15 protein-coding genes are annotated in these 16,595 nt (G+C 38.9%); all 15 read left to right on the forward strand.

Annotation, left to right across the window (positions count from 1 at the left end; genetic code table 11):
• Positions 1–29 precede the first annotated feature (29 nt).
• The 15 genes from BN3283_RS01710 to rfbA all read left to right on the forward strand — a co-directional run bounded on the left by BN3283_RS01710 (position 30) and on the right by rfbA (position 16,550).
• Entirely contained in the window at positions 30–1,163 is a 1,134-nt protein-coding gene (locus tag BN3283_RS01710; protein WP_147625514.1) for a glycosyltransferase family protein, read from the forward strand.
• Positions 1,157–2,308, forward strand: coding sequence for an EpsG family protein (locus BN3283_RS01715; protein ID WP_082667039.1), 1,152 nt, complete (start codon positions 1,157–1,159; stop codon positions 2,306–2,308). The genes BN3283_RS01710 and BN3283_RS01715 overlap by 7 nt, the downstream gene beginning before the upstream one ends.
• Before the next feature lie 15 nt (positions 2,309–2,323).
• Positions 2,324–3,475, forward strand: coding sequence for a non-hydrolyzing UDP-N-acetylglucosamine 2-epimerase (gene wecB / locus BN3283_RS01720; RefSeq protein ID WP_059025436.1), 1,152 nt, complete (start codon positions 2,324–2,326; stop codon positions 3,473–3,475).
• Positions 3,463–4,590, forward strand: coding sequence for a glycosyltransferase (locus BN3283_RS01725; RefSeq protein WP_059025437.1), 1,128 nt, complete (start codon positions 3,463–3,465; stop codon positions 4,588–4,590). The genes wecB and BN3283_RS01725 overlap by 13 nt, the downstream gene beginning before the upstream one ends.
• A 19-nt stretch (positions 4,591–4,609) precedes the next feature.
• On the forward strand, positions 4,610–6,004 hold the full coding sequence (locus BN3283_RS01730) for a phenylacetate--CoA ligase family protein (RefSeq protein ID WP_059025438.1): 1,395 nt from the start codon (positions 4,610–4,612) through the stop codon (positions 6,002–6,004).
• Positions 6,001–7,218 carry a glycosyltransferase family 4 protein gene (locus BN3283_RS01735; protein WP_059025439.1) on the forward strand — a complete coding sequence of 406 codons (1,218 nt, stop codon included), beginning with the start codon at positions 6,001–6,003 and terminating at the stop codon, positions 7,216–7,218. The genes BN3283_RS01730 and BN3283_RS01735 overlap by 4 nt, the downstream gene beginning before the upstream one ends.
• Positions 7,219–7,320: 102 nt before the next feature.
• Positions 7,321–8,199 (forward strand): UDP-3-O-(3-hydroxymyristoyl)glucosamine N-acyltransferase, encoded by an 879-nt coding sequence (locus tag BN3283_RS01740; RefSeq protein WP_059025440.1) that lies wholly within the window; start codon positions 7,321–7,323, stop codon positions 8,197–8,199.
• A gap of 2 nt (positions 8,200–8,201) precedes the next feature.
• Positions 8,202–8,834, forward strand: coding sequence for a PIG-L deacetylase family protein (locus BN3283_RS01745; protein ID WP_041502331.1), 633 nt, complete (start codon positions 8,202–8,204; stop codon positions 8,832–8,834).
• A gap of 143 nt (positions 8,835–8,977) precedes the next feature.
• Positions 8,978–9,145: a UDP-N-acetyl glucosamine 2-epimerase gene (locus BN3283_RS14405; protein ID WP_147625515.1), complete on the forward strand. Its 168-nt coding sequence runs from the start codon at positions 8,978–8,980 to the stop codon at positions 9,143–9,145.
• A gap of 144 nt (positions 9,146–9,289) precedes the next feature.
• Entirely contained in the window at positions 9,290–10,501 is a 1,212-nt protein-coding gene (locus BN3283_RS01750) for a DegT/DnrJ/EryC1/StrS family aminotransferase (protein WP_059025441.1), read from the forward strand.
• 7 nt (positions 10,502–10,508) lie between these two features.
• The gene (locus BN3283_RS01755; protein WP_041502329.1) at positions 10,509–11,096 is read left to right on the forward strand and encodes a sugar transferase; all 588 of its coding nucleotides are present in this window, start codon (positions 10,509–10,511) and stop codon (positions 11,094–11,096) included.
• 1 nt (position 11,097) lies between these two features.
• Positions 11,098–12,069 (forward strand): Gfo/Idh/MocA family oxidoreductase, encoded by a 972-nt coding sequence (locus tag BN3283_RS01760; protein ID WP_041504806.1) that lies wholly within the window; start codon positions 11,098–11,100, stop codon positions 12,067–12,069.
• A 100-nt stretch (positions 12,070–12,169) separates the two neighbouring features.
• The gene (locus BN3283_RS01765; protein ID WP_059025442.1) at positions 12,170–15,094 is read left to right on the forward strand and encodes an FAD-binding and (Fe-S)-binding domain-containing protein; all 2,925 of its coding nucleotides are present in this window, start codon (positions 12,170–12,172) and stop codon (positions 15,092–15,094) included.
• 38 nt (positions 15,095–15,132) lie between these two features.
• Positions 15,133–15,531, forward strand: coding sequence for a WbuC family cupin fold metalloprotein (locus BN3283_RS01770; protein ID WP_059025518.1), 399 nt, complete (start codon positions 15,133–15,135; stop codon positions 15,529–15,531).
• A gap of 146 nt (positions 15,532–15,677) precedes the next feature.
• Entirely contained in the window at positions 15,678–16,550 is an 873-nt protein-coding gene (gene rfbA / locus BN3283_RS01775; RefSeq protein ID WP_041502325.1) for a glucose-1-phosphate thymidylyltransferase RfbA, read from the forward strand.
• The last annotated feature ends 45 nt before the right edge of the window (positions 16,551–16,595 follow it).

Genomic DNA, 16,595 nt, shown 5'->3' on the forward strand with positions numbered 1-16,595 from the left:
GGAAATATGAACATTATATATTCTTTACGATGAGAAATCATGTCATCACTTTCAGGTCAGATCTAAGATATGACGGACGGGTATGTGCAATGATTAGGACACTAGCATTGGCTTTTCCTGAAGATAAAGTATATTTATATGAATTGTTGAGAGAAAATGCTTATGAATTGCCTGTTTTTCCTGATAATGTTATAATTAAACGTCCTTATCTTTTATCAAAACGATTACCGAGTAATAAATTATCAAAAATATTTGTATTTTTTGAATTTTATGTGTACTCCTTATGTTTTTTATTGCGCAAAAGGCCTGTAACAATTCAATTGCATTATGAAGTTTGTTTGTTACCTGCTTTATTATATAAACTATTGTTCAGACGTTCTAAGTTGATTTATAATGATCAGGAGTTATATCATTATAGGGATAAAAATATTCCTTCTTTTTTTTATTGGATAGAATATGCTATTATAAAATATTCAGATATACTCATTGAAACGAATGAATATCGAAGGAAAGCCGTGTTTTACATTCATAAAAATGATATAAAGAAATGTGTTACTATAGATAATTATGTTTTTGAACCTTCGATAGGCATTTTAGATCAAGGGTTTATTGCACAAATTCATGATATAAAAAGGAAAGGATTGAAAATATTACTTCATCAGGGTACTATTGATCCCCATAGAGGTGGAAATCTGTTATTAAGTATCTTGAGAAATATTCCAGAAGATTGGATAATTCTTTTTATTGGAGTATCCGAATATGATTATTTTGATTTTCTAAGTCATATTCCGGAGAATTATAAAGAAAGAACACATTGGATGGGTTTCATTCCTTATAAACAACTGAATTCTCTGTATTGTTATATTGATGCTGCCGTTTTATTTTATGGAGATCAAACATACAATAATAAATATTGTGCTCCCAATCGATTATATTCAGCTGTGAATAATGGTGTTCCGATAATTGTTAATAAGGAAAATGTTACATTGTCGGATTTTATCAAAAAATTTAATAATGGTGTCTTTATTCCTGAGTTCCCTAATTTAAGGTTATTCTTTGATAAGTATTCTTATTATAGAGAAATTGCTTTGGATTTGAAGGGAAAATTTCAATATGGCAATACTATAGATATATTAATGAAAATATATAAAGAAATATGTTAGCATATTTGTTGCCAGTTTCTATTTCATGTTTATTAGGTTTCTTTTCAATAGGGAAGTTACCAAAATATAGTCCCCAAATAGTCTCCATTGTTGTATTTTTGGGTGCATTTGTGTTTTGTGGGGGCTATATGACCGGTAGTGACTGGCGAAATTATGAAGTTATATATACTCATGCCAATTGGTCTTTATTATCAACATATGAACACGAAAAGGGATTTTACTTTTATGTATGTTTAATGAAGACGTTGGGATTCGGTTTTTTTCCTTTTTTAATATTGACTAAATTTATTGTTTTCATTATTATAACAAAATTCATTTACAGATATGCTGACGATTTTTATATAGCTTTTGCCATATTTTTGATGACGAGAGGGATGAGCCTCTTTGTCGATAACCCTTTTAGATATATGATTGCATTAGGGATTTGTATGTATGCCATAGAAGCTGCTATGCAAAAGAAAATGGGTAAATTTATTATATTTTGTTCTATAGCCTTTTTTTTTCACATTTCTTCTTTAGTAATTGGAATTACGATTTTTTTCCGGCATATAAGGATTAACAAATTTATATTGATAATTTTGTATTGCCTTCTTTTTTTTCTGGTTAATCCGAGTAATTCAGTCTATTTTATCGAACGTTTTTATCCAGATATAGCATTATTATTAGGTAGATATTATAATAATGCTGAATTAGTAACCTTCTCTTTATTTTCTATTGGACGTATCATGGGTTTAATATTTTTTTTGATAATTGTTATCAACAAAGAGGTAATAATGAAAAAAAAGTATGGTGAGGAACTTTATTCTATTGCCATCCTTTTCTTTTTTTTTAATATTTTCTCCTATGCATTACCGACTTTGCATAGACTTGCCATGTATTATGAACCGGTGTTTGCTGTTACGTTGTCTATAGTTCTTGTCAATATTATAAAATACAAAAAGATTGTAAGGGTTTTTGTTTTCATGTATCTTATCATGTCGTTTTGTTCTAACATGTATGTCAGTTATACTTATATTCCTTATTCAAATTATTTTATTTATTGTGCATTAGGTAGAGAGTATGATTTTGACTATCGTTCTAATTTTAACAAAAATAAATATTTTGAAAGAACAGGAAAAAATCCTGATGGTATCTGGTCTGATTAAGATAATAATATAATTATGAAAAAAGTGATGTTAGTTTTTGGAACTCGTCCTGAAGCGATTAAAATGGCCCCTTTAGTAAAAGAACTTGAGAAGTATCCTGCTTTTTTTGATGTAAGTGTATGTGTGACTGGGCAACATCGTGAAATGTTAGATCAAGTGTTAGACCTTTTCGATATAAATCCGGATTACGATCTAGATATCATGAAGCAAGAGCAGGATCTATACGATGTGACAGCTCGAGTATTGACAGGTATGCGGGACGTATTAAAAAAAACTCAACCAGATGTGGTTCTTGTGCATGGAGATACCACGACCTCAACAGCGACAGCTCTAGCTACTTTCTACCAGCAAATTCCAGTGGGGCACGTCGAGGCCGGACTGCGCACACACAATCTGTATAGCCCTTGGCCAGAAGAAATCAACAGACAGATTACCGGAAGAATTGCAACGTTTCACTTTGCCCCGACTCCATTGAGTAAAAAAAATCTGTTAGCGGAAAATGTGCAAGAAGAATCAATCGCTGTCACCGGAAATACGGTGATCGATGCTTTATATATGGTTGTCGAAAAAATAAAAAGTGATAAGGCTCTAAATATTAGATTGAAACAATCTTTACAGAAAAGCGGTTACGACGTAGAACGATTAGAAAATAATCGTCGTTTGGTTTTAATTACCGGACATCGACGAGAAAATTTCGGAGATGGATTTATTCACATGTGTAAAGCCATAAAATTTTTAACAGAAAAATATCCAAATGTGGATTTTGTCTATCCCATGCATCTGAACCCGAATGTTCGTAAGCCTATCCACGAGGTTTTTGATTCCGAACAGTCACCCAATATGTTCTTTATTGAACCCTTGGAATACCTCTCTTTTGTCTACCTTATGGAAAAAAGTACAATTGTACTCACGGATAGTGGCGGAATCCAAGAAGAAGCTCCCAGTTTAGGAAAACCGGTTTTAGTCATGCGTGACACGACGGAACGCCCGGAGGCTTTAGATGCTGGAACTGTTAGGCTCGTCGGATCCGATTATAATAAAATTGTGGGAGAAGTATCCGTACTGTTGGATAACAAGGAGCATTACGATCGAATGAGTAAGGCTGTGAATCCGTATGGAGATGGAAATGCAAGTGAAAGAATAGTCAAAGTGTTATGCGGAAAATAAAAATATGTCATTTAACAAGCGTTCACTCGGCAAAAGATGTTCGCATTTTTGTAAAAGAGTGCCGATCCTTAGCATTTGCAGGTTATGAGGTTACACTTATTGCGCCTAATGCTTTTAACGAAGTAGTTGATGGAGTAAGCATTGTAGGTGTAAATATTTCTTATGCAAATAGATTATACAGAATTTTTAAGGCGAGTAATATTGTCTTTTCTAAAGCATTGGAAATTGATGCAGATATATACCATATTCATGATCCTGAGTTGTTACCTTATGGGGTGAAGTTGAAGAAAATAGGGAAGAAGGTAATTTTTGATTCACACGAAGATGTTCCGAAGCAAATATTAAACAGAAGGTGGCTTCCAATATTATTTAGAAATATTGTCTCTTTTGCATATAAAATCTATGAAAAGAAATGTTTAAAAATATTTGATGCGGTAATTTCAGTGAATAATACGATTGTAGACAGATTGAAAAAAATAAATAAAAATACTGTATGTGTAACAAATTTTCCATGTTTGACTGAATATGTTTCGAACCATGATATAAATAAAGAACAAGCTATATGTTTTGCGGGCAGTATATCTCCTGTATACATGCATCATATAATACTTGATGCATTGGAAGAATTAGAAGACGTGAAATATTTACTAGCAGGAGCGGTTGATAGAGATTATATGACAATATTACAAAAGAAATCAGCTTGGCGAAAAGTGGAATATCTAGGATATGTCAATAGAAAACAAGTTTACGATATGTATGATCGTTCAATTGCAGGTGTTGCCATTCTTGATTTTATACCGAGTATTGGAGGTAAAAAAGGAGGAATTGGATTTATCAAAAATTTTGAATTTATGATGGCGGGATTACCGATTATATGTACTGATTTTGAAGAGTGGCGTGAAATTATTGAAAAATATAATTGTGGTATATGTGTTAATCCTACAAATAAAAAAGAAATATCTGATGCGATATCATTTCTATTAAAGAATCCCGACACTGCAAAACTTATGGGACAAAATGGGAGGCGTGCTGTTGAAGAAAAATATAATTGGGGGACTCAGGAAATTGTGCTTCTTAAATTATATGATAATTTATCTAGAGATATGATAGGTTAATTTTATGAATATAAATTGAATGAATAAATCTATAGAAAATATATACAATAGTTTACCTGTAAGCCTACAAAATATAGGAATCTCTATTTATGGCTATTTCTGGAAAAAACATCGTTTGGAGGGAGATTTTTTATCAGAAATTAGAGCAACTCGAGAACGAGAATTATACACTTACGAGCAATGGAAAAATTATCAAACTGTTATATTGCGGAAATTACTAATACATGCTTTTGATTTCGTTCCTTTTTATAATGAAAGGTATCGTTCGCTGGGTATTGAAAGAGATTTTTTGGCAAATATCACATTAGACCAATTAAAATTATTACCATATACGACAAAAGATGATTTTCGAAGGTATGGTGATACAACGATGTTGTCAACCAAATTGGCAAAAGGCTATTTTGAGCACAGTAGCGGTTCTACAGGGACTCCTGTACATATTTATATGCCGGATTATGTTGCACAACGTCTTTCGGCATATATGGAAACTCGCGTTAGGAATTGGGCGGGTATTGATTACAAAATGCCAAGAGGTATGGTTGGTGGACGTCGAGTTGTTCCCGAAGCGAGAATGACTCCCCCTTTCTATCGTTATAATATTTTTGAAAAGCAGACTTATTTTTCAGCTTATCATATTTCTGAAAAAACAATTGAGGATTACGTAGAAGGAATGTTTAGGCATAAAATAGAGTGGATGACAGGGTATGCGATGAGTAATTATTTTATTGCAGATTTTATTAGAAAGTCGAAATTAAGAGCTCCTCAATTGAAGGCCGTGATAACTTCTAGCGAAAAATTGACCTCGGAAATGCGGCAAGTTATTTCTGAAGTTTTTCAATGTAAAGTATTTGATTCTTACAGCGGATGTGAAGGTTGTGGATTAATTTCGGAATCTCCGGCTGGTGAATTATTAGTGAATCCCGATGTCGGTATAATGGAATTTATAGATGAATCTGGAAACTTTGTGTCTAATGGAGAAATAGGTGAAATAGTTTCAACAGGTTTATTGAATTTTGATCAACCTTTGATTCGGTATCGTATAGGTGATTTAGCAAAATTGGCAGCTGATCAGCATTTGCAAACAGCTCATCAGATGCTTAAAATAGATGAGATAATAGGAAGAGTTGAAGATGTTGTCGTTGGCATTGATGGAAGAAAAATGGTTCGTTTTCATGGATTATTTATTGGGGTTGATGGGCTCATTCAATCTCAATTAATTCAGCATACTTATACTGATTTTGTATTAAAACTAATTGTCGATCGCAATTTGTATCGACCTTTAATTGAAGAAAATAAGATTAAAAAAAGATTGAAGAGTCAAGTCGGAGAAGTAAAAGTAGATTTCGAATACGTAGATACATTGCCAGTAAATGGAAATGGCAAAGTGAAATCGGTAATTTCATTGGTTCGATGAAAATATTATTAATTAATCATTATGCTGGTTCACCTGAACTGGGTATGGAGTTTCGTCCTTATTATATGGCTAAGGAATGGATAAAATCCGGAAATAGAGTATTAATTGTGGGTGCTACTTTTTCCCATCTTAGAAAAACACAGCCTGTTTCTGGAAAGCAGAATATTGACGGAGTCGATTATTATTGGGTGAAGACCAATACTTATAAAGGGAATGGAATAGGACGGATATGTTCAATGTTTTTATTTGTCGTTAAATTACTGTTTTGTTTCAGGAATGTATGTAAATCATTCGGTCCCGATGTGGTGATTGCCTCCTCTACCTATCCGTTAGATATATTTCCGGCAAGAAGAATAGCAAAAAAGTATCATGCAAAATTAATATTTGAGGTGCATGATCTATGGCCATTGTCCCCTATGGAAATAGGAGGGTATTCAAAATGGCATCCGTTTATTCAGGTCATTCAATTCGCCGAAAATTATGCTTATAAAAACGTGGACAGAGTTGTTTCAATGTTGCCTAATGCGGAAATGCATATGTTGGAACACGGGTTGGCACGTGGAAAGTTCGTCTATATTCCGAATGGTTTTAATGAAGAGGAATGGACTGTAGAAAATAAAAATATAGTTTGTAAATATCAGGATTTGTTGAAACAGATGAAATTGTCGGGGAAAAAAATAGTAGGTTATGTAGGCGGACATGCTAAATCTAATGCTCTTGATATTCTGATAGATGCGATGAAATTAGTTAATAATCCCGATATAGTATGCGTTCTGGTGGGTAAAGGACATGAGAAAGAACGGCTAATGTGTAGAGTTGCGGAAGAAGGAATTAAGAATGTGATGTTTTTAGATCCCGTGCATAAAAACGAGATTCCGGCTTTGCTTTTATGCATGGATGTGTTATATATTGGTGGGGCGAATAATCCATTATATCGGTTTGGTATTTCTCCTAATAAATTGATTGATTATATGTTGTCCGGAAAACCGATTTTGCATGCTATCAATGCTGCGAATGACTGGGTTACCGAGTATGATTGCGGTGTTTCTGTGCCTGCCGAATCTCACGAGAAAATCGCTGAAAAGATAGAGTATCTGGTGTCGCAGGACGAACTTATGTTGAAAGAAAAGGGAAAAAATGGGGAGGAATTCGTAAGACAGAATCTGAGTTACTCTATTTTGGCTGGTAAGTTTATAAATGCTGTTAAGGGATAAATATCTGTTGACACGATGTGCGCTTTGTGGCATTTTCTTATCTCGTATTGAAAGTAGGATTATATTGTTTCTAAAATTAGGGAATTTTACAATTAAAATAATATGAAATATTCTGAAATAGCTTATTTTTTAAATAAAAACCTGATTGGTGCTGATGGGGAGTTTGTTACCTATGCTTCTTTAGACGACATAAAGCCGGGTAGTGTGGTATTTGCCAAACGATTCGATACGATTATAGTAGATATTCTCAATAGTGCGAAAAATATAGTGGCGATTGTTACTTCCGAATATGAAGGTCGGCTGCACGTATCTCATATTTTATCCTCCAATCCGAGACTTGATTATTTAAGGGTATTGGAGCATTTTTTTTCCAAAGAAGAGATAAAGGTTGGAATACATCCTACTGCTGTAGTGGAATCGGGTGCGGAAATAGGGAAAGAGGTCTGTATCGGGGCTAACTGTTATATAGGGAAGCAGGTAAAAATAGGGGATGGATCTTTTATTTCTCCTAACGTTGTTATTGAAGGTGTGTGTGAGATCGGTAGACATGTGCATATTAAATCAGGTGCTGTAATCGGGCAGTCCGGGTTTGGCTTTGAAAAGGATGAACGGGGAGTTCCGGTACATTTTTGTCATTTGGGCAAAATTGTAATAGGTGACTATGTATATATTGGTGCAAATACGGCTATAGATCGTGCGACCTTGGGCGCAACGATCATTGGGAATCATGTGAAAATAGATAATCTGGTACATATTGCCCATAATGTTGTAATTGATGACAATTCTATGGTTATTGCCGGAACGGTACTTGGTGGAGGCGTTCATATTGGAAGTAATTGTTGGATTGCACCGAATGTTTCTATTAAACAACAATTACGTATAGGGGATAATGCGTTGGTCGGTCTTGGGGCAGTAGTAGTAAAAAATGTAAAAGCGGATTCTACAGTAATTGGCAATCCTGCAAAAGAATTAATGAAGTAGGTATGATGAATTTTAATAATGTTTTAGTTTTGGCTCCTCATACGGATGATGGGGAATTGGGACTTGGGGGAACGATACACTCTTTGATACAACAGGGTAAGGAGGTTACCTATGTAGCATTTTCTACTGCTGAGGAGTCAGTTCCGGTTGGGTTTCCCAAAGATATTTTAAAAACCGAAGTTAAAAAAGCTACACTCAAATTAGGGATAAAACCGGAAAATCTTATTATATATAATTATCAGGTACGTAAGCTGAATTATGTGCGTCAGGAGATATTGGAGGAGCTTATAAGAATTAGGAAAACTAAAGCTTACGATTTGGTTTTTATACCCAGTCTACATGATATACATCAGGATCACACTACTATCGCACAGGAAGGTGTCAGGGCTTTTAAAAATACAACAATACTGGGTTATGAATTGATCTGGAATAATATGACATTTAATACCCAATGTTTTTTTAGACTCTCAAAAGAAGATATAGATGCCAAAGTTCTTGCTTTAAAGGAGTATGAGTCGCAGGGGAAGAGGGATTACTTGTCTGAAGAATTTATTTATTCCTTGGCAAAAGCCCGTGGTGTCCAGGTAGGAGCGCCATTTGCCGAAGCATTTGAAGTAGTCCGGTTGTTTTTATAGATAGCTAAACTTCGTACAACAGTATTTTTGAAATGCTGTGTGATTAGAAAACCGTAACTTGCTTACGATAGGTAGTGGAGGCTTGAAAAAAAAGCTTATTTCTTTGATAAATTATGCTTAACCATGCGGGATAAAACGAGTGGTTGGAATTGGTGGAAGGTGGATTCAATTTGTTGGCGGGTCGTGATGCGGACCGGATATTGACTTGTGTGAAAGAATTGTGGTTGAAAGATAAAGGCAGCTTTAAAAATCATTTATATGGAAATGGGGATGCTGGAGATAGAATATTAGACGTGTTACGAACATTTTAATCGTGTATATACTGTTTTTCTTGCTCTTTAATTTTATACTTTTTCGGTAAGCTTTACATGTGGTTTATTTTAAGTAAATGTTTTTATAGGCGGCAGTTTATAAAGCAATGGAATGTATGGTCTTAATTTTAAAATCTTTATTATATGATACCTTTTTCACCGCCTCGGATGGATCAAAAGATCATCGACGAGGTTGTTGACACGTTGAAATCCGGTTGGATTACAACCGGTCCGAAAACAAAAAAATTTGAAAAGTGTTTGACCGCCTATTGCGGAAATAAAGCGACATTGGCTGTAAATTCAAATACGATCGGTTTGGAGGTTGTGTTGCGGTGGTTCGGCGTAGGCGAAGGCGACGAGGTGATTGTTCCCGCTTATACTTATTGTGCTACGGCTAACGTAATCGTACATTGTGGAGCGAAACCCGTGATGGTAGATGTCAATGCGGATGACTTTAATATTTCGGTAGAAGGTATTAAAAAGGCAATTACTTCTCGGACAAAGGTTATAATACCTGTTGATTTAGGAGGAATGCCTTGTGATTATGATGCTATTTTTGAGTTGATACGATCTTCCTGCATTCGAGAGATGTTTACCGCAATGACAGAGGAACAAAAGAGACTGGGACGAATTCTGGTTTTATCCGATTCTGCTCATTCTATTGGAGCAGAATATAAAGGACGAAAAGCGGGAAGTCTGGCCGATGTATCGGTATTTTCTTTTCATGCGGTGAAAAATCTGACTACGGCGGAAGGTGGAGCAATTATGTTGAATTTACCGAAGCCATTCGATAACGAAGAGGTCTACCGTTATTTATGTACCTATACGTTGCATGGGCAAAATAAGGATGCTTTGGCCAAAACCAGAAAAGGGTCTTGGCGTTATGACGTTTTAGTTTCCGGGTTCAAGGGTAATATGACCGATATTCAGGCTTCTATCGGTATTGTGGAATTAGAACGTTACGAAGGGGATACATTAGTTTATAGAGAACGTATTTTTAAACGGTACGAAGAGGCTTTTTCGAAATATGCATGGGCTCAGTTACCGATATATAAAACGGCAGATAAAATAAGCTCGTATCATGTGTATTGTTTGAGGATAAAAGGGATTACAGAAGAACAACGGGATGAGATTATTCAAAAGATTTTTGATCGAAACGTTGCCGTGAACGTACATTTTCAACCGTTGCCTTTACTAAGTGCTTTTAAGGATAAAGGTTACAGGGTAGAAAATTATCCGATATCCTATGATAATTATAGTCGGGAGATTTCTTTACCTGTTTGGTACGGATTGACCGATGAAATGGTGGATGAAGTCGTAACAGCTGTTGTCGAATCAGTTATAGATGTGATATAATCGTTTTATGATTCGTTTTTTTGACCTATTCTTTTCTTTGGTAGGACTGATTGTCCTGTTCCCTTTGTTTATCGTTATTGCCGTATGCATTGTATTGGACAGTCGGGGAGGGGTATTCTTTCGACAGGTACGTGTTGGGAAAAACGGAAACGATTTTCGACTGTATAAATTTCGTTCTATGGCGAAAGGAGCTGATCGAAAAGGATTGATAACGGTAGGGGAAAATGATTCGCGGGTTACTCGTGTCGGACGTTTCTTGAGAAAATATAAGTTAGATGAATTACCGCAACTTCTCAATGTATTTTGTGGAGATATGAGTTTGGTCGGTCCGCGTCCTGAAGTACGAAAATATGTGGATTTATATACAAGAGAACAGAGAAAGGTATTATCAGTACTTCCGGGAATAACCGATTATGCTTCGATAGAGTATATCGACGAGAATCGGATTTTAGGACAAGCCTCTAATCCTGATAAAGCGTATGTGGAATTGATTATGCCGGATAAGATTCGTTATAATATGAAATATATTGATAGGCGTTCCGTGAAAGAGTATTTTAAAATCATTTTTTTGACATGTATAAAAATAATCAGATAATATGAAGAATTTTGCGTTGATAGGGGCAGCAGGATATATTGCACCCCGGCATTTGCGTGCGATAAAGGATACGGGGAACCGGTTGATTGCCGCTTATGATAAGTTCGATAGCGTGGGAATTATGGATAGCTTTTTTCCGGAGGCCTCGTTTTTTACCGAGATGGAGTTGTTCGACAGGCATTGTTCGAAGTTGAAAGGAACGGAGAAGCAGATCGATTTCGTGTCGGTATGTACTCCGAATTACCTGCATGACGCGCACATGCGTTACGGGATGCGGTTGGGGGCGGACGTGATTTGCGAAAAACCGTTGGTGTTGAACCCGTGGAATATCGATGCCTTGGAAGAGGTGGAGCGGGAAACCGGCCACAAGGGATATACGATTTTGCAATTGCGTTTGCACGAGGCCATAAAAGCGTTAAAGAAACGGATAGACGAGGGGCCGGAAGATAAGGTGTACGACGTGGATTTGACCTATATCACTTCCCGGGGAAACTGGTATTACACGAGCTGGAAGGGAGACGAGCACAAGAGCGGTGGGGTGGCTACCAATATAGGTGTACATTTTTACGATATGCTTTCCTGGATATTCGGTCCGGTAAAGGAGAACATCGTTCACGTGATGAGTCATGACCGGGTAGCGGGGTACCTCGGGTTGAAACGGGCACGGGTACGTTATTTCCTGAGTATTAACGCGGATAATCTGCCGGAGAATGCCGTGGAAGGCGAGAAAAGAACGTATCGTTCCATTCAGATCGAGGGAGAGGAATTCGAGTTCAGCCAGGGATTTACCGAATTACACACGGAGAGTTACAGGAAAATATTGGCGGGAGAAGGGTTCAGGATAGAAGAGGCCCGGAATTGTATCAATATCGTGCATGATATCCGGCACGCGACCCCTGTCGGGTTAAAAGGGGATTATCACCCGTTGGCCAAATTGCCTTTGGCGAAGCATCCTTTCGGATGGGAGAGGTAATTGGAGTGTAATAATAAAAAGTTTAGGGCATGTGTTTTTATCACATGCCTTTTTTATATAATATTGTAGCTTATTAGCGTGTAATGGATTTAAGATTGAAATGGACTTACATATTTTATCCCAAAGAATAAAAGGTGAAGTGGAGTCTGATTTGCTCCATCGGGTAATTTATGCGACGGATGCGTCGGCCTACCGGGAGATGCCGTTAGGGGTCGTATACCCGAAAGATGCTTCGGATGTAAAGGAGATCGTGAAATTTGCGCGGGAAAATGAAGTCGGGTTGATCCCGAGGGCGGCCGGTACTTCGTTGGCCGGTCAGGTCGTGGGGGATGGTTTGGTCGTGGATATTTCCCGTCATATGAATCGGATCCTGGAGTTGAATGTGCAGGAAAAGTGGGTGAGGGTAGAGCCCGGAGTCGTGTTGGAGGCTTTGCATTCGTACACGAAGCCGTACGGGCTGTTTTTCGGACCGGAAACTTCGACATCCAACCGGTGTTGCATGGGAGGGATGGTCGGAAATAATTCTTGCGGGTTGCATTCGTTGGTATACGGCAGTGTCAGGGATCATCTGTTGGAAGCTAAAGTGGTGTTGGGAGACGGAACGGAGGTCGTGTTGAAAGGTTTGACGGTCGACGAGGTGGAAGGAAAATTGGAGTCGGATACGTTGGAAGGAGAGATATACCGGAAGGTGGTGGGGATGTTGCGGGAGCACAAAACGGAAATTCTCGAACATTATCCGGATCCGGCATTGCGTCGGAGGAACTCGGGATATGCTATGGACCAGTTATTGTATTCGGGTTATTTCGATAAACGGTATGATGAACCTTTTAATCTTTGTAAGTTGATAGCCGGCTCCGAGGGGACCTTGGCTTTTATCACGGAATTGAAATTGCATTTGGTGGCTTTGCCTCCGGATGAAAAGGCGGTGATTTGCATTCATTGCTCTGCGCTGGAAGAGGCATTCGAGGGTAATTTAGTGGCTTTGAAGCATAAGCCGATGGCCGTAGAATTGATGGACCGGACGATTTTGGAATTGAGCAAAGGAAATATAGCGCAGAATAAAAATCGTTTTTTTATTCAGGGGGATCCGGCGGCCATTTTAATCGTAGAGTTGGCTTGTTCTTCCCGTGAAGAGGTCGATCGGTTGGCGGATACGATAGAGGAAGATTTTAAAAAGCACGGATACGGTTATCATTATCCTCGATTGTACGGGACGGATATCAAACGGGTTTGGGATTTGCGGAAAGCCGGATTGGGGTTGTTGTCGGGAATGCCGGGAAGTGCGAAACCGGTTTCGGTGATTGAAGATACGGCTGTGGCTCCGGAACGTTTGCCGGCTTATATGAAGGATTTCGGGGCAATGTTGGAACGTATGGGATTGAGTTGCGTCTACCATGCCCATATTGCGACCGGAGAATTGCATTTGCGTCCTGTTTTGGATTTGAAAAAAGAGAGGGACCGGAGGTTGTTTCGGCAGGTGGCGGAGGAGACGGCATTACTGGTGAAAAAACATAAGGGTGCATTGAGCGGGGAGCACGGGGACGGTCGGTTGCGGGGTGAGTTTATTCCGGTATTGTTCGGTCAAGAGGTATACGAGATGATGCGGGAGGTAAAACGTTGTTGGGATCCGGCAGGAATATTCAACCGGGGAAAGATTGTAGATACTCCTCCGATGGATAAGAATTTAAGGGTCAAAGAGGATCATGCCGGGGAGGATGATTTGAAAACCTATTTCGATTTTTCCCGGCAAAAGGGATGGGTATGCGCTATCGAACAATGCAATGGTTCCGGGGATTGCCGGAAGGAAACCGAGTTCGGGGGAACGATGTGTCCGAGTTTTCGGGCGACGGGGGATGAAAAGGATACGACGCGTGCCCGGGCGAACGTACTTCGGGAACTGTTGGCTCGTCCGAGAACCGAACGGATATTCGACCAGCCGGAAGTGTTGGAAATATTGGATAATTGTGTCTCCTGTAAGGCTTGTAAATCGGAATGTCCCTCAAACGTGGATATGGCCCGTTATAAGGCTGAATTCTTGCAACACCATTACGATGTTTGCGGTGTGCCTCTGAAAGCTTTACTTGTAGCGAACCTGAGTCGGATACAACGTTGGGGTATGTACTTGCCTTCCCTTTATAATGTATTTATATCCAATCCGTTGACAGGCGGCTTATTGAAAAAACTTTTACGGTTCGCACCTGAAAGGAGTATACCGAAATTGTATAAAACGACGTTACGGCATTGGGCTACCCGCCATCGGTCTTGTAATAAGGATACGACCCGGGGAAAAATATACCTGTTTGCCGATGAATTTACCGATTACATGGATGTGCGGGTCGGTATACGTATGATCGAGTTATTGAGCGGATTGGGATATGAGGTGGTGATTCCCGAGCACGTGGAAAGCGGAAGAACGGCTCTGTCCAAGGGGCTGTTGAAAGAGGCAAAGAAAATAGCCCGTAAAAATGTCGTTTTATTAAAGGATATCGTGACGGACGAGAACCCGTTGGTGGGAATTGAACCTTCCTGTATTCTCTCCTTTCGAGACGAATATCCCGATTTGGTCGGAGACGATCTGAAAGCCGAAGCTTCTTCTTTGGGGAAAAATTGCCTTTTGTATGATGAATTTATAGTGCGGGAGATACGGAAAGGGAATATCCGGTCGGGGCAATTTACTCGTAAGCCGTTGAAAATTTTATTGCACGGGCATTGCCACCAAAAATCCTTAGCATCGGTCGAGCCTTCTAAGATCATGTTGTCTTTACCTGAGAATTATGAGGTGGAGGTGATCCCTTCCGGATGTTGCGGTATGGCCGGGGCATTCGGTTACGAGAAAAAGCATTACGAGTTGTCCATGAAGATAGGGGAGCAGGTTCTGTTTCCGGCAATAAGGAATGCGGATGAAGGCGTTTGTATTTCAGCACCCGGAACCAGTTGTCGTCAACAGATTAAGGATGGAACGGGACGAACGGCCCTGCATCCGATCGAGGTCTTGTTTCAGGCCTGGCAGGAGACGGAGGGATAAAGGTTTTTATTTTTAATTTAGCGAATTAGATGAAACATATGGATTTGATCGATACAAATTTATTGAATGAGGTTTCTCGGCAAGCGGAGGAGAATCCGAGGTTACGAATGAATTATAATTTTCATAAAACGTTGGATGCAAGGGCTCAGCGTTTATTGAATGCTTTGGAACCGGGGACTATCTTGCCGATACACCGTCATATCGCGACGGCAGAAACTTATATATTGTTACGAGGAAAAATAAAGGTATTGTTCTACGATGAAACAGGAGAATTGACAGAGAGTGTCCAGTTGAATCCTTTAGCGGGAATTCATGGCATTCACATTCCCGCCGGACAATGGCATACGTTAGAAGTATTGGAGCGGGGTAGTGTCATTTTCGAGGTGAAGGACGGTCCTTACACGCCTTTGGGGAAGGAAAATATAATGGAGATATAGATTTTTAGGAGAAAGAAACGATATTCCTTTTCTGCTTTTTAAATTAGTAATTTATGAGTTAATAAAGGATTTCTGTTTTAAAAGTTAAGATTTGAAGTTAAAAAGTTGTATGTTTGTGCGATTCATAAAGTAAATAGTCGTATCGAATGAAAGGTATTGTATTAGCAGGAGGCTCGGGCACGCGTTTATATCCGATCACGAAAGGGGTATCCAAACAATTGTTGCCCATCTACGATAAACCGATGGTATATTATCCGATATCCGTATTGATGTTGGCAGGAATCCGGGATATTTTAATTATTTCGACGCCTCAAGATCTGCCGGGATTCAAGCGTTTGTTGGGAGACGGGTCGGATTATGGCGTTTGTTTTTCCTATGCCGAGCAACCCTCTCCGGATGGATTGGCTCAGGCATTTATTATAGGTGAAGAGTTTGTGGGGGAGGATTCTGTTTGTTTGGTGTTGGGAGATAATATTTTTTATGGGCAATCTTTTACGAAGAGTTTATCGGAGGCCGTGAAAATGGCGGAGGTGGAAGGGAAAGCGACTGTATTCGGTTATTGGGTGAGCGATCCGGAGCGTTATGGCGTTGCCGAATTTGATTCCAAAGGGAATGTTCTGAGCATAGAGGAGAAGCCGAAAGTACCTAAATCCAATTACGCGGTCGTGGGGCTGTATTTCTATCCGAATAAGGTTGTTGAGGTTGCAAAAGGAATAAAACCTTCGGCCCGGGGAGAACTGGAAATCACCACGGTAAATCAGGAGTTCCTGAAAGAAGAGGAGTTAAAGGTCCAACTATTGGGACGGGGATTTGCCTGGTTGGATACGGGAACTCACGACTCTTTGGCCGAGGCTTCTACTTTTGTGGAGGTAATAGAGAAAAGGCAAGGTTTAAAAATTGCTTGTCTGGAGGAGATCGCTTACCGGAAGGGATGGATAACAAGTGAACGATTGGAAAAGTTGGCACAACCGATGATTAAAAATCAATACGGGCAATACCTTTTGAAGTTGTTGAAATAGTTAGAATGAGTAACTGAAGCGGAGCGTATGTCGGAAGATACGGGT

It is taken from the genome of Gabonibacter massiliensis, assembly GCA_001487125.1.
In the GTDB taxonomy this organism is placed as follows: Bacteria; Bacteroidota; Bacteroidia; order Bacteroidales; family Marinifilaceae; genus Gabonibacter; species Gabonibacter massiliensis.

Coding starts and splice junctions, on each gene's coding strand:
- BN3283_RS01710 (WP_147625514.1), top strand. CDS start 30: ATGAGAAATCATGTCATCACTTTCAGGTCAGATCTAAGATATGACGGA.
- BN3283_RS01755 (WP_041502329.1), top strand. CDS start 10,509: ATGATTCGTTTTTTTGACCTATTCTTTTCTTTGGTAGGACTGATTGTC.
- BN3283_RS01770 (WP_059025518.1), top strand. CDS start 15,133: ATGGATTTGATCGATACAAATTTATTGAATGAGGTTTCTCGGCAAGCG.
- BN3283_RS01740 (WP_059025440.1), top strand. CDS start 7,321: ATGAAATATTCTGAAATAGCTTATTTTTTAAATAAAAACCTGATTGGT.
- BN3283_RS01725 (WP_059025437.1), top strand. CDS start 3,463: ATGCGGAAAATAAAAATATGTCATTTAACAAGCGTTCACTCGGCAAAA.
- wecB (WP_059025436.1), top strand. CDS start 2,324: ATGAAAAAAGTGATGTTAGTTTTTGGAACTCGTCCTGAAGCGATTAAA.
- BN3283_RS01765 (WP_059025442.1), top strand. CDS start 12,170: ATGGACTTACATATTTTATCCCAAAGAATAAAAGGTGAAGTGGAGTCT.
- BN3283_RS01715 (WP_082667039.1), top strand. CDS start 1,157: ATGTTAGCATATTTGTTGCCAGTTTCTATTTCATGTTTATTAGGTTTC.
- BN3283_RS01745 (WP_041502331.1), top strand. CDS start 8,202: ATGATGAATTTTAATAATGTTTTAGTTTTGGCTCCTCATACGGATGAT.
- BN3283_RS01750 (WP_059025441.1), top strand. CDS start 9,290: ATGATACCTTTTTCACCGCCTCGGATGGATCAAAAGATCATCGACGAG.
- rfbA (WP_041502325.1), top strand. CDS start 15,678: ATGAAAGGTATTGTATTAGCAGGAGGCTCGGGCACGCGTTTATATCCG.
- BN3283_RS01735 (WP_059025439.1), top strand. CDS start 6,001: ATGAAAATATTATTAATTAATCATTATGCTGGTTCACCTGAACTGGGT.
- BN3283_RS01730 (WP_059025438.1), top strand. CDS start 4,610: ATGAATAAATCTATAGAAAATATATACAATAGTTTACCTGTAAGCCTA.
- BN3283_RS01760 (WP_041504806.1), top strand. CDS start 11,098: ATGAAGAATTTTGCGTTGATAGGGGCAGCAGGATATATTGCACCCCGG.